An 18,759-nucleotide genomic window follows, 5' to 3' on the forward strand; every position below is an offset into this window, starting at 1 on the left:
TTTGTTGTTTTTATGTATATTTTTACACTTTGTTTTAGCGAATAATAATATTAATTAAAGAAATATGAGTAAGTTCCGTTTAGATGAAGTAGATCATCAAATTTTAGATATGTTGATTGACAACACAAGAGTTCCATTTACAGATATTGCAAAAAAATTATTGATTTCTGCAGGTACTGTTCACGTGAGAGTTAAAAAGATGGAGGATGCTGGTATTATCATGGGTTCATCTTTGGTGCTTGATTATGATAAATTAGGGTATTCTTTTATCGCTTATGTAGGAGTCTTTCTAAACAATACATCACAAACTAAATTTGTTTTGCAACGTATTAACGAAATTCCATTCGTAACTGTGGCTTCTGTTACTACAGGGAAGTTTAATATATTTTGTAAAATTAGAGCAAAAGATACTAAGCATGCTAAAGATGTAATTTTTATGATTGATGATATTGATGGTGTTTATAGAACAGAAACTATGATTTCACTTGAGGAAAGTATCAATGATAAGAAGCGTTTAATGCATACTATTTTTAAAAATATGTAATACAAACTTGAACGCTATATTTTAAATATAACCTCAAGTTAGTTCTTGGGGTTATTTTTTTATAACTATTTTCTACTTAAACCAACCAACTATAACAAATTATGTACACGCTTCCAAAAATTGAGCGTTTTAACCAAAACGTGTTGTCCAAATACAATATTTATAATAGTGTATTTATTACTTTGCCTTTCGATTCGATAGATAATACAGGAGTGTTATTGCCTTTATTTACAGAGGTTTGCGAGTCAGGTTTTAAGAAACAAGAAACTCCTAAAGAAATCATCGATTTTTTCTCTGAGAAATACCTTCATAGTACAGTAGAAGAGGATCAAATAGATTTAATGTTCCGTTTTATTCAGTATATCGAACGCCAAATTGTATTGTTTGATGCTGTTGAAGATGCTGCCTTTCCAATTGTTAATAATATGGAAGGTAGAGGTTCTTTGCGTGATATAAAAGAGAAAGCGGATGCCAAAGGAAAGAAACAGGAACTGATTGAGTTTCTGGAAAACTTTAACGTTAGAACAGTATTAACAGCGCATCCTACACAGTTTTATCCCGGAGCAGTATTGGGGATTATTAACGACTTGACTGAAGCTATTCGTGATAATAAATTATTGAATATAAAACGTTTGTTAGCGCAGCTGGGAAAAACGCCTTTTATTAAAAATGAAAAGCCTAACCCTTTTGATGAAGCGGTTAGTTTAATTTGGTATCTGGAGAATGTTTTTTACCATACTTCTGGAGATATGGTTCATTACCTTCAAAAAAATGTCTTTAAAGGAGATCCGATAAAGAATCCAATTATCAATCTGGGTTTTTGGCCAGGAGGTGATCGTGATGGAAATCCCTACGTGACTACAGAGATAACTTTAAAAGTTGCAGAGCGTTTGCGAACTTCAATTTTAAAGTGTTATTATATCGAAATGCGAAATCTTAAAAGGAAGCTAACTTTCTTTAATGTAGATGTTTTAGTAACTGAACTTGAACAAAAACTTTACCGTTCTGTGTTCTATTCTAAAGGTGAAATATACATCACATTAGAAGAATTTAAAGCGCAGTTAAATAAGATAAAAGCGATAGTTATTGAGCAGCATCAGTCGTTGTATTTAGATGATTTAGAAGCACTTTTAATTAAAGTAAACTTATTTGGTTTTCATTTTGCAACTTTAGATATTCGTCAAAATAGTAGAATTCATGACGCTGTTTTTAAAGATGTTTATGACTTCTACCGAAATTCAGGTACTAATATTTTTCCAGAAAACTATTATGAGTTAACAGAAGAACAAAAATTTGAAGTACTTTCAAAAGTAGAAGGGAATCTAGATCCGAAAGATTTTGAAAACGAAATCACCAGATCTACAATTGAATCTATTCAGGCAATTAAAGTAATTCAAGAAAACAACGGAGAGGCTGGAGCCAATCGTTATATAATAAGCAACAACGAGAGTGCGCTAAATGTAATGGAAACTTTTGCCTTAATTCGTTTGAGTAACTGGGAAGAACCTACGGTTGATGTGGTTCCATTATTTGAATCAGTCGAAGATTTATTGAATGCACATAATATTATGGAGCAATTGTATACGAATCCTATGTATTCAAAGCATTTAGTAGATAGAGGAATGAAACAAACCATAATGCTTGGTTTCTCTGATGGTACTAAAGATGGTGGTTATTTGATGGCAAACTGGAGTATTTTTAAAGCCAAAGAAGCGCTTACCGATATGTCTAGAAAATATGGTATTAATGTCATCTTCTTTGATGGTCGCGGTGGACCGCCAGCTAGAGGTGGAGGTAAGACGCATAAATTCTACGCTTCTTTAGGACCAACTATCGAAAATAAAGAGATTCAAATCACAGTACAAGGTCAAACTATTAGTTCTAATTTTGGAACATTGGATTCTTGCCGTTATAATTTAGAAAATTTACTGAGTGCCGGTGTTACCAATCAGGTTTTTAGCAAAAATAAAAATGAGTTTTCTGAAAATGAGAAGGAAGTGATGGGACAGTTAGCTGACTTAGGGTATAAAAAGTACTTAAGTTTTAAAAATCATCCAAAATTCATCCCGTACTTAGAACAAATGAGTACTTTGAAATATTATGCAAAGACCAACATTGGAAGCCGTCCTTCTAAAAGAAGTAAATCGGCCCAATTAGATTTTGCTGATTTGAGAGCAATTCCATTCGTAGGTTCTTGGAGTCAATTAAAGCAAAATGTTCCTGGATTTTTTGGTGTGGGTACGGCATTAAAATATTTTGAAGAAGCAGGTGAATGGGATCGTGTTCAGGATTTATACGATAACTCATTATTTTTTAAAACGCTTTTAGAAAACAGTATGATGTCTTTGGCTAAGTCGTTTTTTCCACTTACAGCATACATGAAAAATGATCCTGAATTTGGGGAGTTTTGGCTTATCATCTACAATGAATTTTTAGAAACGAAACGTCTCTTATTGAAAATAGCAGGGCATAAGGAGTTGATGGAAAATTATCCTGATGGTAAAGCTTCTATTCAAATTAGAGAACGTATTGTATTGCCATTGTTGACAATACAACAATATGCTTTATTAAGGATAAACGAATTAAATAAAGCTGCAGTTCCGGATGAAAACTTAATCAAGGTGTATGAGAAATTAGTAATGCGCTCTTTATTTGGAAATACAAACGCTAGTAGAAACTCTGCTTAATTCTTTATTATATGACATCAAATGACTTGGCAAATAATGAATTTGCTCCTTTTTATGCAGGATATATTGCTGCCGCTGATACTGATAATGCAAATGAAGAATTAGAAATTTGCCTGCATGACTTTATACGATTTGTACAAAATATCCCAATGGACAAATTTGATTATCGCTATGCTGAAGGAAAATGGACAATAAAAGATATTATTCAGCATCTAATAGATTCTGAACGCATTTTCTCCTATCGTGCTTTGAGAATTTCAAGAAATGATAAAACAGCTTTGCCTGGTTTTGAAGAAAATGATTATGTAGCTAATACGAATGCAAATGGCAGAAACTTACAAAGTTTATTGACTGAACTTGCCGTAGTAAGACAATCAACGCTATCATTATTTAAAAGTTTTACAGAGGAACAATTGCTGAGAATAGGAGTAGCGTCGAATAGTACAGTTTCTGTGCGAGCAATAGGATTTATCATTATTGGTCATCAAAAACACCACCAAAGAATTTTTCAAGAAAGGTATTTATAAGTTAATCTAAAAATGCCGACCATAATTTTAATTTATTTTCGAAAGACATGGTATTGGCAGGGCTAGTAGAAGGCATTACGTAATAAGTGATGCCTTCTATTTGTCCAAATTTTTTGATAAAATAGCGATGACTCTCTTTTCCATTAAAGACTATTTTATTAATAGCGGGATATTCTTGAAATAAAGTTTCAAAATCATTTACCTCATGGTTTTTTATATGAATATCTAAACTGCCTTTTCTCTCACAATTTTTTAAAACATCCCACAATCCTATATTGTTTTCTTGCAAAAGCTTTATTTTTTCCTCAAACAATTCTGAAACAGGTACATTACCTAAAAGAGCATGCATAATTGGCCAGAAATGGTTTCTTTTATGAGCATAGTATTCTTGTTTTTCTAATGAAGCAATTCCAGGCATCGTACCTAAAATTACTATCTTAGTACTTGCATTTATATATGGAGTAAAGGATTTGATCATAACAATTTTAATTTAAATTTTCCTTTTCAATTATCGCTAATGCTAAACGTATTTTGTCATAAGCCATTTTTTGGTCAAAAAAATCATAGTATGGCTTTAGCGTTGATGGACTATCTAATTTTGTTTTAGCAACTACTATTTCTTTTACCTCTTCGTTACTTACAAACAGTTTTAAATCAATCGGCGCACCATCTAAATATAACTTTGCAAAGTGTGACATAATTGTGCCTAAGCCTAATTTTCTTTTTATCGAAATTTCATTAGGATTAAGTCCGTTATTATACATTGCTAACGTTTCTTTATATGTACTAGCCTCTTTTTTGGGTCTGACACTTTTGTTTTTTTGGAAATCGATTATTGCTTTAATAAAAGCATCTCCGTATTTTTCTAATTTGGCTTTCCCTACACCATCAATAGCGATAAACTCGTCATCACTCATGGGTCTCAGTGTTTCCATTTGGCGTAAAGCCGCATCACTGAAAATAACATAGGCAGGCACTTCTTCTTTTTTAGAAATATCGTAGCGCAATTTTCTTAGGGTTTCAAAAAGAGAATTTACTATTGATTTGGCCTTAATTTCTTTAGCAACTGCTTTTTCGGCCGCTGTTTTTTGTACAGTAATTAACTGTACTTTGTCTCCTTCAAATAAAACTTCGCGAGCTAAAGACGTTAATTTTATCTTATTTTGTTGATGAAATGCGATCTCACAATATCCTTGATTAATTAATTGGATGATGTATTGATTCCAGTCATGCCAAGAAACATCACTACCTACACCATAGGTTTTAAGATTTTGATATTCATTTTCAAAAATATAAGCATTTTTAGAACCTCTTAAAAAGTCTACAATAACAGCCAGTGGTTCAGCTTCTTTTAAGCGAATGATTGCTGACAATGCTTTTTGAGCCAGTATGGTTCCATCAAAAAAGGCGGGAGGATTTTTACAAATATCGCAATTACCACAGTTTGATGTCACTAATTCGCCAAAGTAGGATAATAAAATTTTTCTGCGACAACTCAATGCATCTGCATATTGTTTCATGCGTTCCAGTTTTGCTAACTGCACATCAGCATTTAAGCCTTGAGAGGCAAACTTTTGTAACTGAATCAGGTCACCGTAACTTTCAAACAAAATTGTTTCAGAGGGGAGACCATCCCTTCCAGCGCGACCAATCTCTTGGTAGTATCCTTCGATATTTTTAGGTAAATTATAATGAATGACCCATCGAACGTTAGATTTATCAATCCCCATACCAAAAGCAATCGTAGCGCAAACCACCTGACATTCGTCGTTTATAAAATCATCTTGGGTTTGTGATCGTGTAGTAACATCTAAGCCCGCGTGGTAAGCTTTTGCATTTACACCTACTTTTTGCAGTTTTGTAGCTAGTTCTTCGGTTGTTTTTCGGCTTAAGCAATAAATTATCCCAGAATCATTGGGTTTTAAATTAATGAAATCTATAATTTGTTTTACTCTGTCTATAGCAGGTCGTACTTCTAAACTTAAATTTTTTCTATCGAAAGAAGAAATATAGGTTTGCGGATTCTTTAGATTTAATTGTTTACTGATATCCCTACGAGTTGCTTTGTCAGCGGTAGCTGTTAATGCTAAAATGGGAGTAGAAGGGAAGCGATTTTTTAAATAACCCAAATTAGTGTAAGCGGGTCTAAAGTCATGTCCCCAGGAAGAAATACAATGTGCTTCATCAATAGCAATTAAACTTACAGTAATCTGATTAAAGACATTTTCCAAATAAGACAAACTTTCTGGAGCAACGTAAACAAGCTTTATTTTGTTGTCATTTAGATCTTGGATATGTGCATTTTGTTCTGCTTCCGATTGTGAACTGTTGATATAACAAGCTTCGATTCCATTAGCTCTTAAACTGTCCACTTGATCTTTCATCAATGCTATTAATGGTGAGATTACAATTGTTATTCCAGGAAATAACAAAGCAGGTAGCTGAAAACAGATTGATTTTCCACCACCCGTGGGCATGATTGCTAAGGTATCTTGTTTGGAAAGTACAGTATTAATTATGGCTTCCTGGTTGGTGCGAAATTTTTCAAAACCAAAATTATCTTTAAGTGTATCGTGTAATTGCTGGGATGTAATCATATATAGCAGTGCAGCTGTAGCGTTTTAATAAGTATTGCGTAGACGTCATAAAAAAAGGAACTCAAAAAAAAGAGTTCCTTTATTATTTTATAATGAATTAATCTTCATCGTCGTCGTCGTCATCTTCATCAGAATAATCTTTTTTATCTGAGTCTTCATCATCTTCATCATCAATATCTGGTTTGTCCAGATTATCATCATCGTCGTCATCGTCATCATCATCATCTAAATCAAGTCCTTTGATAGGAATGATTGGTTCAATAACGTCATCGATTTCATCATCATCATCATGATTTTCAATTCGATCAGCTAATTTCATACTCACTTTCACTAAATAAATAGTGTCTTCCGTGCGAACTTCAACCGCCTCAATTAATTCGTTTTTAGCATTTCTAAAACGGATAATATCTGAGTCATCATATCCGTCAGGAAATCTTTCTACTAAAAGATTTAAGATTTCGTTTGTAAGTTTTGCGTAATCAACAATTACTCTTTTCATATTGATATTCTATAGGTCTAATAAATAAGCAAAAATTAATGGTGCTACAATGGTAGCATCTGACTCAATAATAAACTTAGGTGTTTTTATGTCTAATTTACCCCAAGTAATTTTTTCATTCGGTACCGCTCCTGAATACGAACCATAACTGGTTGTAGAGTCAGAAATTTGACAGAAGTAGCTCCAAAAAGGTGTTTCAGGCATTTCCATATCTTGGTACAACATCGGAACTACGCAAATTGGGAAATCTCCTGCAATTCCACCACCGATCTGGAAGAATCCAACTCCATTAGCAGAATTTTTAGGATACCAATCTGCTAAAAACGTCATGTATTCTATTCCAGATTTCATCGTAGAGGCTTTTAAGTCTCCTTTAATAACATAGGAAGCAAAAATATTACCCATAGTACTATCTTCCCATCCAGGACAGATAATTGGTAAGTTTTTTTCTGCAGCGGCATACATCCAGCTGTCTTTCAAATCAATTTCATAATATTCCTCTAAAACGCCTGATAAAAGCATTTTGTACATAAATTCATGCGGTAAATAACGTTCACCTTTGTCATCTGCGTCTTTCCAAATTTTGTAGATGTGCTTTTGCAAACGACGGAATGCTTCATGCTCAGGAATACAAGTATCTGTTACTCGATTTAACCCTCTTTCCAGTAAATCCCATTCTTGTTCTGGAGTCAAATCACGGTAGTTAGGTACTCTTTCATAATGTGAATGAGCAACCAAGTTCATGATATCTTCTTCTAAATTTGCACCTGTACAAGATATAATTTGCACTTTGTCTTGACGAATCATTTCTGCAAAGATCTTTCCGATTTCGGCAGTACTCATTGCTCCAGCAAGAGTTACCATCATTTTAGCTCCATTAGCAAGCTGTTCTTCATAGCCTTTTGCTGCATCTACTAAAGCCGCAGAATTGAAATGTAGATAATGTTTTTCTATAAACTGACTTATAGGTCCTTTACTCATTTTGTTGGATTTAAATATTTAAAAATGAATCATTTGAAAAAATGTGTGTTTTCAAATATACTGAATTTTTAAATTGACTAATTGTGTAATTATTTATTTTTTATTGTAACCTAAAATTTTTAATACATCATCAGATGTTTGTTGCTCTGAAAAGACTTCAGTTGCTAATATTCCGTTTTCATCCCGGTCAATTAAAATATGTTTTGGTTGCGGAATTAAGCAGTGGTGCAATCCTCCATATCCACCAATAGTTTCTTGATAAGCTCCGGTATTGAAAAATCCAATATACAGAGGTTTCTCTTTATTGTATTTTGGTAAATAAATGGCATTCATGTTTTGTTCTGAGTTGTAATAATCATCACTATCACAAGTTAAACCACCTAAAAGTACTCTTTCGTAGGTTTCATTCCAGCGATTTACGGCTAACATGATAAAACGTTTGTTGATTGCCCAAGTATCTGGTAAAGTAGTAATAAATGAAGAGTCGATCATGTTCCACTTCTCTCTATCATTTTGTTGTTTTTGATAAAGAATTTGGTAAATAGCTCCACCACTTTCACCAACAGTAAATGAACCAAATTCTGTAAATATATTAGGTACATCTACTTCGGCTTCATCACAAGCTATTTTAATTTGATTGATGATTTCGTCGATCATGTATTGGTAATCGTATTCAAAAGCTAAAGAGTTTTTGATAGGAAAACCACCACCTATATTTAATCCGTCAAGGGAAGGACATTCTTTTTTTAAGGCAATATATACTTTAATACATTTTACTAATTCATTCCAGTAGTAGGCTGTATCGTTGATTCCTGTATTGATAAAAAAGTGCAACATTTTCAGTTCTAACTTGTCGTTTTCCTGAATCTGTTTTTTGTAAAAACTCACAATATTTTTATATCCTATTCCTAATCTAGAAGTATAGAACTCAAATTTTGGTTCTTCTTCTGCAGCAATACGAATTCCTATTTTGAATTTTCCTTTTATCTCTGATTGCAGTAAATCAAGCTCTTCATAGTTATCAATAATTGGAATAGTATTTTTATGTCCGTTATTAATTAAACGAGCTATGTTTTCAATGTACTGGTCTCTTTTAAAACCGTTACATATAACGTATGTACTTTTATTTATCTTACCATTTGCCATTAAATTTTCGACAATATTAATGTCAAATGCAGATGATGTTTCTACATGAATATTGTTTTTAAAAGCTTCATTCATGATAAATTCAAAATGAGAACTTTTAGTACAATAACAGTAGAAATATTTACCGTCATAATTGTTCTTTTCCATTGATTTACGAAACCAAGTCTTGGCTTTGTTAATGTTGTTGGAAATTTGAGGTAAATAGGTGAATTTTAAAGGTGTTCCATATTTCTCAACTAATTTCATCAAATCGATATTGTGAAATGATAAGTTGTCCTTGTTTAAGGTGAACTCTTCTTGTGGGAAATAATAGGTTTGATTGATTAAGTCGGAATATTTAGTATTCATTTAGCTTTGCGTATTATAGATTAATTAAATTGAAACGAAATTAAGCTATAATTCAAACTCTTATATTGGCATAAATGATTTGTAATTTCTCTTGTTCCACTTTTAAATATTGAAAAACGTCAAAATTTGAATCGCCTATAATCGAATAGAAACGTCTCAATAATCTTAAAAAAGAGCTATTGTTTTCATTTCGATTGCTGTGGTAATTCTCTTTGTTTTGTTGGTTTTTCATCGGGACAAATGTAAAAAATAATATATACGTAATGCAATCCTTTTTGCTAAAAAAAAATTAAGATTTATAATCTTCAAAAGCCTGAAGAATTAATTCATTTTCAACCAATTGATTTATTTTAATTTTTCCAATAGTTTCAATCAACGCAAACTGAATACTACCATACTCATTTTTTTTGTCGTGAATCAGTAGTTCAAGTATTGGTTCTATATCGCGATCTTCAAAGCTAATATCATCAAATATAGCTTTTATTGTGCTCTTTATTTGTTTATATTCTTCTAAAGTAAGTAAACCTTTATTGAATGCGACATGACTTTCTAAAATCATTCCTACTGCAATAGCCTCCCCATGCAACAAAGTAGTTTTATTCTCATTTTCAAGGAAGTAGCTTTCTATTGCATGTCCTAGTGTATGTCCAAAGTTTAATGATTTTCGGATATTTTTTTCAGTTGGATCTAAAGTTACAATTTCGTTTTTAATTGCTACTGAACGGTAAATCAAAGCATCAAAATCAGCAAAGTCTATTGCTTTTAAATTGATAAACTGTTCCCAATAATTTTTATCGAAAATCAAACCATGTTTTAGCATTTCAGCTAGGCCAGAGCACATTTCGTTTTGTGGCAATGTTTCTAAATAGTCTTTATCAATAATAACCATGATAGGTAAATTAAATACCCCTATTTGATTTTTTAGGTTTCCTAGATCTACACCATTTTTTCCTCCCACTGAAGCATCAACCATGGACAGTAATGTTGTAGGAACATTGATAAAGTCTATTCCTCTTTTAAATGTAGAAGCAACAAATCCTCCTAAGTCAGTTACTACACCACCTCCTACATTTATTACCAAGGTTTTTCTATCGGCGCCTAACTCAGTTAAAACGTTCCAGATTTCGACACAGGTTTCAATATTCTTATTGATTTCACCATTCTCAAATTCGATTATTTCAATCGTAACATCAGTTTCTAAAGTGGGTAAAAACTTGGGAAGGCAATATTCATTAGTATTGCTATCAACAATAATGAAAATAGTAGAATATTTTGTTGCTGCTAAATGCTGGTTCAAAGCTTCGTACCCTTTCTCGTTAAAATGGATTGGGTTTTGTGCTTCTATAGTTGGTAACGGATTTGACATAATATATTATTTACTATATTCTAGTGCTAATTTTTAGCATTAGGATAAATTTTTGATAAAGCTACAGTGTTCATACTTAAAGCTTTCTTGGTTTATTTTTGATACTACAAAAGATGGATTGAGTACATCTCAACATGTCTACCTTTTAAGAGTTGCGAATTTAAGGTTTTTTCTAAATAAAATATAGCCGTTTCAAATTGATTTAGCTTAAAATAACAAATTTGTCCTTTCTGTGTTATTAATAGATTTTTTGCTTCGTTGACAATATTTTAAAGGATCAAATCGAGCCTATTTTTATTTTAAAAAAAGTAATGTGTAGTCTAGTTATTATGCGAAGATTAAGATATAAAATCTTTTGCTATTGATCTATAAAAAAACTTATGATTCACCATTAAGCTTTTTGAGCATTCAAAACTTGATCAAGTTTTAAGATTTATAAGCCATACTTTATATTTAAAATTTGGAACTTAAAATTTATCAAATAGTTAATTTTATCATCTTTATAATGTTCAAATTATCATAAAAAAACATTTTGATTATTTTAATGAGAAATTGTCAAAGAAAAATCAAAGTATATCTATATTTGCGTAAAAAAACCAGTACATGGAAAAAATATTTAACAATACGCAAGTAGCCTTTTCATTAAAGAGTGATACTGAACTAGATAGAGCTTATTTTTTATTCAAAATGATTGCAAATGAGCCATTAGTAAGAATTGGAACAGCCGTAACTAATTTTGCTTTAAAAGCGCATCTTCCAGTGGAAGGATTGATTAGAGCAACCGTATTTGATCATTTTTGTGGTGGAGTTAATGAAGAAGACTGTTTATCAGTGGTTGACAAAATGTTTACCAAAAGAGTATCATCAGTTTTAGATTATTCTGTTGAAGGGAAGGAAGAAGAAGAGCAGTTTGACGCCGCTTTAAAAATGACACTCAAAACAATCGAATTTGCTAAAGAACGATTAGCGATACCTTTTGCTGTTTTTAAACCAACTGGTTTGGGGCGTTTTGCCTTGTATGAAAAAATTGGGAAAAGAGAAACACTAACTGCTACTGAACAAGCAGAGTGGGATAGAGTAGTGGCTCGTTTTGATTTAGTTTGTAGTGAAGGTCATAAAAAAGATGTAGCGTTATTAATAGATGGCGAAGAAAGTTGGATGCAAGATGCAGCTGACGATTTGGTTACTGATATGATGCGCAAATACAATAAAGAGAAAGCGATTGTATTTAACACCTTACAATTGTATCGTTGGGACCGTTTGGATTATTTAAAAGTTATTCATGAAGTAGCAAAAAAGGAAGGATTTTATATAGGTATGAAATTAGTCCGTGGTGCTTACATGGAAAAAGAAAATAGCCGTGCTGAAGAAAAGGGCTACCCAACACCTATATGTGCTTCAAAGGAAGCAACAGATTTGAATTATGATACAGCAGTTCAATATATGCTTGATCATTTAGATCAGATGTCTATTTTTGCTGGTACTCATAATGAGTCTAGTACTTATGCGTTAATGGAGTTAATGAAACAAACGGGAATAGCTTCCAATGATAACCGAATCTGGTTTGGTCAACTGTATGGTATGAGTGATAATATTAGTTACAATCTAGCTGAAAATGGATATAATGTAGCTAAATATTTGCCTTTTGGTCCAGTTAAGGATGTGATGCCGTATTTAATACGTAGAGCTGAAGAAAATACTTCTGTAGCGGGACAAACTAGTCGCGAATTAGAAATGATTAAAAAAGAACGTAAAAGAAGAAAAAAAGCATAATTCTTCTGTTAGTTTATATTTATAAAAAAAGGTTTCGCTAGTACAGCGAAACCTTTTGTATTATTTACAAACTCCTATTTTAAAAGGACACTTGAAACTGCATCATTAGCATGTTTTTACGATCACTTTGTGTGTATTTACCTGTTACTGGTCGTTCAAATATAGCTCTGTTTTGCCATCCTAAACTTAATTTAGGTCCTAGCGATCCTGTCAAATAATAATTGGCACCCAGTTCATACAAACTCATGGGGTTATCAAGCGCTTCTAGGTCGGCAATTTGACCCGCCGCGTAAGCCTGAATTCGTCCTTTAATGGCTGGATTGGAAGGTTTAGCAAATAAATATCCCACTTGTCCGTAGTAGTTATTTCCTGTTCCAATACCTATGAAACCGTTTCCTGATCCGTTTACTAACGAACCGTCAGCAACAGCGGGATTAGGTGTAGCGATAACCCTAGTATAATTTTTACCAAAATCACAATTATTATAAGCCGCATAAAGTGTCAAAGCATCTCCTCTGGTACTAACAGGTTTATCATAAAAAAGATCAATACCTAAAACTTTCATATCTTCATAAATAGGAGCGGCAGCATCTGCAGGATTTACTCGCCACATGGCCTTCGACTGTGTTAAATATCCCATACCAATATTGAATATTTTTTTTGTTCCTAAATAGGTACCTTTGTTATAAGGTTCTGTATAAGTCTCCTTATCTGCGAAAGCATACGTCAACATTGCTGCATACTGAGCTTTGGGTGTATGCGTACTAATTGTAGCATTACTATTTAGCGTATTTGTCACATTGCGATAAGGATTTGTAATTGCAATGCGGTAGCTTAGTTTATCAAGCATTCCTTTAGCATAAATACTTAAATTTCTATTTCCAAAAGTCGAAGAAATATTAATGTTTTGCTGGTAAATAGGAGCATCCAGTGTTAGTTGAGAAGAAGAACTATTAGCAGAATAGCGTGTGGTTCCCGCGCCCCAAGCTGTTAATCCACCACCTATATGTAGCTTTTCATTAAAATGATATTCTCCTATTGCATCTAATAGGGATAAAGGGGCATTTGACGGACCAGTATTCTGATTAAAATTAATGTTGTTTTGACCCAACTGTATATGAAAATAAACATTATCTGTAAGCATCCCCATTGCTTGTAAACGCAAACGCCTGATAACAATATCAGAAGATTTTGAAACTACATTATCTCCAATTTTGCTATTCGGATTCAGTTCAGTATAACGTGCCCATAATTGTAAATTAGCACCAAATTTTATATATTTTTTTCCGTCTTCAGTTAAGTTTACTTTAAATGGATTTTTGGTTTCTTGAGCTTGAGCTGCAAAAGTGGGCAACAGCATTATAAATAGTAGGCTAGCTGCTTTAGTAAATCTTGATTTCATGGAATAATTCGTAATTAAAAGTCGGTAAATTGTAAGTTGCTTAAATTTTTGTATTTCCCGTTTTCAAGTGCTATTAGCTCCTGGTGCGTACCTTGCTCAGATATGATACCATTATCTAAGACTAAGATTTGATCAGCACTACGAATAGTAGAGAGACGGTGCGCAATAATAATACTTGTACGTCCCTGCATTAATATTTCAAGAGCTTCTTGTACTAATTTCTCACTCTCACTATCTAATGAAGAAGTTGCTTCATCAAGAATTAATATACTTGGGTTTTTTAATAAGGCACGAGCAATGGCGATACGCTGTCTTTGACCACCTGATAACTTAATTCCTCTTTCACCCACAATGGTTTCAAATTTTTCAGGAAATCCTTCGATAAAATTCAAAGCATTGGCTTGTCTAGCCGCTATCATGATTTCGTCTTCAGTAGCATTTGGTTTCCCATAAGCTATATTTTCTCTGATGGTTCCTCCAAATAATATTACGTCTTGGGGAACAATACTCATATTTCCACGAAGATTTTCTAAATCGTAATCATAGATATTTTTGCCATCTATGATTATTTCTCCACTATCAATATCGTAAAAGCGCAGTAGTAGCGAAGCTATAGTTGATTTTCCGGTTCCACTAGGTCCGACAATGGCAATTTTTTGACCAAAACTTGCTGTGAAATTAACATCCTTTAATACAGTAATTTCTTTTCGAGTAGGATAACTAAAGGCAACATTTTTAAAACTGACATTCCCTTTTATTTTTTGTAAAGTAGCTATGTTTTGTTCTGACATGATTTTTTCTGGAGTTTCCTCCAATAATTCAAAGACACGTTCAGTTGCACCAATGGCTTTTTGAATTTGGGCATACAATTCAGCAATCCCACCAAAAGAGGCCCCCACAAAAGTAGAGTACAACACAAAGGAGATCAGCTGTCCCACGCTCATTTCGCCACTAATACTCAATCGAACACCAAACCAAACAACGGCCACGATGGCACCAAAAAGGCAAAAGATGATGAACGAAGCAAAATAGCCTCTGTATTTTCCTCCTTTAATAGCAAGTTTTACTACTTCTTTAATTTTTCCATTGTAGCGGGCAATTTCATACCATTCATTAGCAAAAGCTTTTACAATACTGATCCCTTGCATGGTTTCCTCTACGATAACCTGACTCTCAGCAACCTGATCTTGCACATTTTTGGAGAATTTTCGAATAAAGCGACCAAATATCACAGCCGCTACAGCTACTAACGGTACTACAGATAACATTAGTAAGGTAAGTTTGAAACTTTCGGTAGCCAATAAAGCAACACCACCGATAATAAGGATGAATTGTCTAAGAAACTCAGCAATAGTTGAAGTTAAAGTATCTTGAATTTGCGTAATGTCGGAGCTAATTCTACTATTTAATTCTCCCACGCGTTTTTGGGAAAAAAAGGACATAGGTAGTTTTACCAAATTACTATATAAGGATAAGCGCAGGTTAGCCAACGTATGTTCAGTAAAATTGACGAATAAAGACAACCTGAAAAAAGAAAATATAGATTGCATGAACAATATACCTATTAGTAACAGTGCAATATTATTAGCTTGTGTATAGCTTTTATTTTTAACACAGTCAATTAACATTCCCATCAATTTAGGGAAAGCTAGTGCTGTGGCACCAGTAAGCAATAAAAAGAGTAAACCTACATAGAATTTCCAGCGATGGGTGTCAGCATATTTAAATATAAGTGTTGCTTTACTAAGAGAACTACGAGTAATTTTTGATTTTGGTAAATCATTTTCTTTGTACCGTGCCATTATTATGTTGTTTATGCTGCAAATGTACCACTATAGGAATTCATTACAAAAAAATAATAGGAGTGGCTTTTTTATTAATAAGCTGTGCTTGAGGAACAAAGAAAAAAGTTGTGAAAAAATATTAATTTATTTTAAAAAAGCGCTTGTAAATACCAATTCTAGGTGTATATTTGCACCAGCAATAAGGACAAGAAATTATTCGAATTGTGAAAATAGGGCGATTAGCTCAGCTGGTTCAGAGCACCTCGTTTACACCGAGGGGGTCGGGGGTTCGAACCCCTCATCGCCCACAAAACTTCTCAAGAAATTGAGAAGTTTTTTTTTGCTTTATATTCAAATCATTCTTTAATCAGTAAATTTGCACTATGATTACAAAGAAAAAAACAAACTGGTTCGGAATGCTTTTTGAGTGGAATGGATCTGTGCTACCGCAGTTATTACCACGATTATTTATCCTCTTTTGCTATTCCATGTTGATCGTGTATTTTAGAGATGAAATACTAGGCTTTGAATTATATATTAATCCAGCCATTTTCACCCTTTTTGGTATTGCATTGGCTATATTTCTCGGGTTTAGAAACACAGTAAGTTATGACCGATTTTGGGAAGGAAGGAAATTATGGGGTGCCTTATTAAATGACACGCGATCTTTAGCAAGACAAGCACACACCTTAGTAGAAGGAAATGATTATGATAAGGAGCGATCCCATTTTATTCATTTGCTAACTGCTTTAGTTCATGCATTAAAACATCAATTAAGACAAACAGACACTGAAAAGGATTTTAATCGCTTGTTATCAAGTACGGATAGTGACCGATTTAAAACTGTAGTTTTTAAGCCTATTATGATTTTGAAGGAATTAGGCGTATGGGTCAATAAAGCAAAAGTTTCTGGTAGGATTGATACCATAACGCAAGCCAACTTAGATACCAACCTAAATAAGATTTCTGATATAATAGGCGGTTGTGAGCGTATTGCAAGTACGCCTATACCGTATACGTACAGTATTTTACTGCACCGTACTGTTTATATTTATTGCTTTTTATTGCCTTTTGGTTTTGTAGAAACTATGGTTTGGTTAACACCATTTGTCATCGTTTTTATTGCCTACACTTTTGTGGCTCTGGAAGCCATAGCGGACGAATTAGAAGATCCTTTTGGTGTCCAGCCAAATGATTTGGCCTTAGAAGCAATGGCTGCAATGATTGAAAATACGTTGGCCGAAATAGATAACAAAACAATAGAAGCTATCCCGCCACCCAAAGAGTATTACATTATTTAGTTAAGTGTAAGCGCTCCTAAAATTTCTTCAGATAAAAATGGTCCACCAGGATATCTGGCCGTATAATCAAGATTCAACCAAACTTGATTGCGCTCATCAATATGATAATGCAATTGCTTTTTATAACTTTCATTTACAAAAAGTACATTTTTGATTAAAAAATTGACGGTTTCTAAATCGTTTAGTGTACCAATTAATATTTCAGGGTAAATGTGTCCTTTAGTATGAATTAATCTCGGAGTTCCGCCAATGGCTCTAACTGCTGCAGCCATCAAAATGGAATGATCATCACAATCTCCTGAAAAGTAATCTAGTGATTCACTTGCTGTGGCAATATAATCAGTGTCTTTAGGGTCATTTACATAATTCCAACGACTATTTATTTCTTTAAAAACGGCAAAGCACTGAATGATCGTTCTGTAATCAGAATAGCCTTTTATATCCTTGAAATTTTTAGAAGTTGCCATAATAGCAAAATTCCTCACTTGCGGATTTTTATACTCAATAGCATTCAAAATTTTAGACTTGTTAGGAAAAGGCAATAATTTTGAAATGATGATGTCTTGTGGATAGGGATTATCTGACATGGTATAGATCATTGAATCATAATCTTCATACACACTATTAAAACCATAATTGCCAAAAACAGTCCCGTAAAACAAAATCAAAATGTACAGCAAGATGCAGATGATGATGATCGTTCTTAGAAGTCGTAAGATTAGTTGAATGGCGATGACCAGAATCAAAAAAAGAAGAATTCGATCAAGATTAAAATCCCAATTTAATTCAATTAAATTCTGGTGTGCTATGATAAAAACGGGAACAGCAATTAAAATATTCAATACAAATATAATCACATCATCCCACGGCTTCTTCACCCGTAGTTTTTGTTTTATATCCTGAAAAGAAATATTTTTAAAGTTTATCATGTTTAGCAAAAAATGTAAGAACTATATTGTTTTTACAATTTCTTCAAAAGTACCTATTTTATCAATAATTTGAAGCTCAAATAACTGATTTTGGACATTGTTTAACAAATTTTTAGACAATGGATTTTGAGACCACTCTGTTAAAGAAAGCCATTCTTGAATATCTTCCTTCTTTTGATGGTATTTGGATGCCAATGTTTGGTCGATATTAGGAATATTTTTAAAAGATTTAGTCTTTTTATTGATCGTTTCTAGAATCGTTTTGATAATCTCTGGTTGTTTATGCAAAACTTCTTCACGAACAGCTATTACAAAACAAGGCCAAGGAGTAGGGCAGTCGCCAACACGTCTAAAAACACCTTTATCAACTAATGGCTTGGTCATGAAACGTTCCCACATGAAATAATCAGCAGTTCCTGCAGTCAGTGCTTCCACAGCTCCATCAATGGTATTGATAATTTCGAATTCTAAATCATCTGTTTTCCATCCTTGATTATTCGCATTTACATAAGCCATTAATTGAGAGCCAGAACCTAAACGCGAAATAGCTACTTTAGAGTTTTCTAAATCGGCTACGGTTTTATAACTAGAATTAGCAGCTACATGTATTCCCCAGATTAGTGGGGATTCCACATAAACTTGGACAATTTTAGATGGATTACCTGCAACAATATCTTTTACAATTCCCTCTGTTAATATCACTGCAATATCCGTTTCTCCAGAACGTAGCATCTCGCACATCTTTCCGGTGCCTTCAGGAACATCGGTCCACTGCAAGTCGATATCTTGAGCTTCAAATTCATTGTTTTCTAAGGATAGATGCCAAGGTAAATTAAAGTGTTCTGGAACTCCAGCTATTTTTATTGTTGTCATTT

Annotated in this window: 16 protein-coding genes and 1 tRNA gene; 6 read left to right on the forward strand and 11 right to left on the reverse strand. The window is 33.2% G+C overall.

Annotated elements, in window-relative coordinates; genetic code table 11:
- Positions 1-64 precede the first annotated feature (64 nt).
- The 3 genes from ACEN2K_RS09450 to ACEN2K_RS09460 all read left to right on the forward strand — a co-directional run bounded on the left by ACEN2K_RS09450 (position 65) and on the right by ACEN2K_RS09460 (position 3,758).
- A complete protein-coding gene (locus ACEN2K_RS09450; RefSeq protein WP_007139244.1) occupies positions 65-544 on the forward strand; it encodes an Lrp/AsnC family transcriptional regulator in 480 nt (159 codons plus the stop codon).
- Between the two features lie 101 nt (positions 545-645).
- Positions 646-3,231, forward strand: a complete 2,586-nt coding sequence (locus ACEN2K_RS09455; protein ID WP_441759084.1) for a phosphoenolpyruvate carboxylase — start codon at positions 646-648, stop codon at positions 3,229-3,231.
- 11 nt (positions 3,232-3,242) lie between these two features.
- Positions 3,243-3,758 (forward strand): DinB family protein, encoded by a 516-nt coding sequence (locus tag ACEN2K_RS09460; RefSeq protein ID WP_441759085.1) that lies wholly within the window; start codon positions 3,243-3,245, stop codon positions 3,756-3,758.
- Position 3,759: 1 nt separating this feature from the next.
- Here ACEN2K_RS09460 and ACEN2K_RS09465 read toward each other — a convergent pair whose 3' ends face one another.
- From ACEN2K_RS09465 to aroB, 7 genes are all read right to left on the reverse strand, one after another.
- The gene (locus ACEN2K_RS09465) at positions 3,760-4,236 is read right to left on the reverse strand and encodes a DNA-deoxyinosine glycosylase (protein ID WP_441759086.1); all 477 of its coding nucleotides are present in this window, start codon (positions 4,234-4,236) and stop codon (positions 3,760-3,762) included.
- A gap of 7 nt (positions 4,237-4,243) precedes the next feature.
- Positions 4,244-6,355, reverse strand: a complete 2,112-nt coding sequence (gene recQ, locus ACEN2K_RS09470) for a DNA helicase RecQ (protein WP_441759087.1) — start codon at positions 6,353-6,355, stop codon at positions 4,244-4,246.
- Positions 6,356-6,452: 97 nt separating this feature from the next.
- A complete protein-coding gene (locus ACEN2K_RS09475; RefSeq protein ID WP_441759088.1) occupies positions 6,453-6,854 on the reverse strand; it encodes a DNA primase in 402 nt (133 codons plus the stop codon).
- 9 nt (positions 6,855-6,863) lie between these two features.
- Positions 6,864-7,835 carry a deoxyhypusine synthase family protein gene (locus tag ACEN2K_RS09480; RefSeq protein ID WP_441759089.1) on the reverse strand — a complete coding sequence of 324 codons (972 nt, stop codon included), beginning with the start codon at positions 7,833-7,835 and terminating at the stop codon, positions 6,864-6,866.
- A 93-nt stretch (positions 7,836-7,928) separates the two neighbouring features.
- Positions 7,929-9,329: an arginine decarboxylase gene (locus ACEN2K_RS09485; RefSeq protein WP_441759090.1), complete on the reverse strand. Its 1,401-nt coding sequence runs from the start codon at positions 9,327-9,329 to the stop codon at positions 7,929-7,931.
- A 52-nt stretch (positions 9,330-9,381) separates the two neighbouring features.
- Entirely contained in the window at positions 9,382-9,561 is a 180-nt protein-coding gene (locus ACEN2K_RS09490) for a hypothetical protein (RefSeq protein ID WP_441759091.1), read from the reverse strand.
- 57 nt (positions 9,562-9,618) lie between these two features.
- Complete coding sequence (aroB, locus tag ACEN2K_RS09495) at positions 9,619-10,695, reverse strand: 3-dehydroquinate synthase (protein WP_441759092.1); 1,077 nt, start codon at positions 10,693-10,695, stop codon at positions 9,619-9,621.
- Positions 10,696-11,298: 603 nt separating this feature from the next.
- Between aroB and ACEN2K_RS09500 the strand changes: the two genes are divergently transcribed.
- Positions 11,299-12,468, forward strand: coding sequence for a proline dehydrogenase family protein (locus tag ACEN2K_RS09500; RefSeq protein WP_441759093.1), 1,170 nt, complete (start codon positions 11,299-11,301; stop codon positions 12,466-12,468).
- A gap of 79 nt (positions 12,469-12,547) precedes the next feature.
- Here the strand turns inward: ACEN2K_RS09500 and ACEN2K_RS09505 are convergent, their stop codons facing one another.
- Positions 12,548-13,870, reverse strand: a complete 1,323-nt coding sequence (locus ACEN2K_RS09505) for a hypothetical protein (RefSeq protein ID WP_441759094.1) — start codon at positions 13,868-13,870, stop codon at positions 12,548-12,550.
- Between the two features lie 14 nt (positions 13,871-13,884).
- A complete protein-coding gene (locus ACEN2K_RS09510; protein WP_441759095.1) occupies positions 13,885-15,672 on the reverse strand; it encodes an ABC transporter ATP-binding protein in 1,788 nt (595 codons plus the stop codon).
- Between the two features lie 215 nt (positions 15,673-15,887).
- Between ACEN2K_RS09510 and ACEN2K_RS09515 the strand changes: the two genes are divergently transcribed.
- Both ACEN2K_RS09515 and ACEN2K_RS09520 read left to right on the forward strand, forming a co-directional pair.
- A tRNA-Val gene (locus tag ACEN2K_RS09515) sits at positions 15,888-15,962 on the forward strand.
- A 75-nt stretch (positions 15,963-16,037) separates the two neighbouring features.
- Positions 16,038-16,955 carry a bestrophin family protein gene (locus tag ACEN2K_RS09520; protein ID WP_441759096.1) on the forward strand — a complete coding sequence of 306 codons (918 nt, stop codon included), beginning with the start codon at positions 16,038-16,040 and terminating at the stop codon, positions 16,953-16,955.
- Here the strand turns inward: ACEN2K_RS09520 and ACEN2K_RS09525 are convergent.
- Positions 16,952-17,884: a transglutaminase gene (locus tag ACEN2K_RS09525; protein ID WP_441759097.1), complete on the reverse strand. Its 933-nt coding sequence runs from the start codon at positions 17,882-17,884 to the stop codon at positions 16,952-16,954. The genes ACEN2K_RS09520 and ACEN2K_RS09525 overlap by 4 nt on opposite strands.
- A gap of 21 nt (positions 17,885-17,905) precedes the next feature.
- Entirely contained in the window at positions 17,906-18,757 is an 852-nt protein-coding gene (locus tag ACEN2K_RS09530) for a substrate-binding domain-containing protein (protein WP_441759098.1), read from the reverse strand.
- Positions 18,758-18,759 lie beyond the last annotated feature (2 nt).

The sequence above is a fragment of the Flavobacterium sp. W21_SRS_FM3 genome (assembly GCF_052113625.1).
GTDB lineage: Bacteria > Bacteroidota > Bacteroidia > Flavobacteriales > Flavobacteriaceae > Flavobacterium.

Excerpts from the sequence above, each read along its gene's own strand:
- ACEN2K_RS09520 (WP_441759096.1), top strand. The coding sequence starts at position 16,038 with ATGATTACAAAGAAAAAAACAAACTGGTTCGGAATGCTTTTTGAGTGG.
- ACEN2K_RS09510 (WP_441759095.1), bottom strand. The coding sequence starts at position 15,672 with ATGGCACGGTACAAAGAAAATGATTTACCAAAATCAAAAATTACTCGT.
- ACEN2K_RS09460 (WP_441759085.1), top strand. The coding sequence starts at position 3,243 with ATGACATCAAATGACTTGGCAAATAATGAATTTGCTCCTTTTTATGCA.
- ACEN2K_RS09525 (WP_441759097.1), bottom strand. The coding sequence starts at position 17,884 with ATGATAAACTTTAAAAATATTTCTTTTCAGGATATAAAACAAAAACTA.
- ACEN2K_RS09475 (WP_441759088.1), bottom strand. The coding sequence starts at position 6,854 with ATGAAAAGAGTAATTGTTGATTACGCAAAACTTACAAACGAAATCTTA.
- recQ (WP_441759087.1), bottom strand. The coding sequence starts at position 6,355 with ATGATTACATCCCAGCAATTACACGATACACTTAAAGATAATTTTGGT.
- ACEN2K_RS09490 (WP_441759091.1), bottom strand. The coding sequence starts at position 9,561 with ATGAAAAACCAACAAAACAAAGAGAATTACCACAGCAATCGAAATGAA.
- ACEN2K_RS09530 (WP_441759098.1), bottom strand. The coding sequence starts at position 18,757 with ATGACAACAATAAAAATAGCTGGAGTTCCAGAACACTTTAATTTACCT.
- ACEN2K_RS09500 (WP_441759093.1), top strand. The coding sequence starts at position 11,299 with ATGGAAAAAATATTTAACAATACGCAAGTAGCCTTTTCATTAAAGAGT.
- aroB (WP_441759092.1), bottom strand. The coding sequence starts at position 10,695 with ATGTCAAATCCGTTACCAACTATAGAAGCACAAAACCCAATCCATTTT.
- ACEN2K_RS09465 (WP_441759086.1), bottom strand. The coding sequence starts at position 4,236 with ATGATCAAATCCTTTACTCCATATATAAATGCAAGTACTAAGATAGTA.
- ACEN2K_RS09505 (WP_441759094.1), bottom strand. The coding sequence starts at position 13,870 with ATGAAATCAAGATTTACTAAAGCAGCTAGCCTACTATTTATAATGCTG.
- ACEN2K_RS09485 (WP_441759090.1), bottom strand. The coding sequence starts at position 9,329 with ATGAATACTAAATATTCCGACTTAATCAATCAAACCTATTATTTCCCA.
- ACEN2K_RS09455 (WP_441759084.1), top strand. The coding sequence starts at position 646 with ATGTACACGCTTCCAAAAATTGAGCGTTTTAACCAAAACGTGTTGTCC.
- ACEN2K_RS09480 (WP_441759089.1), bottom strand. The coding sequence starts at position 7,835 with ATGAGTAAAGGACCTATAAGTCAGTTTATAGAAAAACATTATCTACAT.
- ACEN2K_RS09450 (WP_007139244.1), top strand. The coding sequence starts at position 65 with ATGAGTAAGTTCCGTTTAGATGAAGTAGATCATCAAATTTTAGATATG.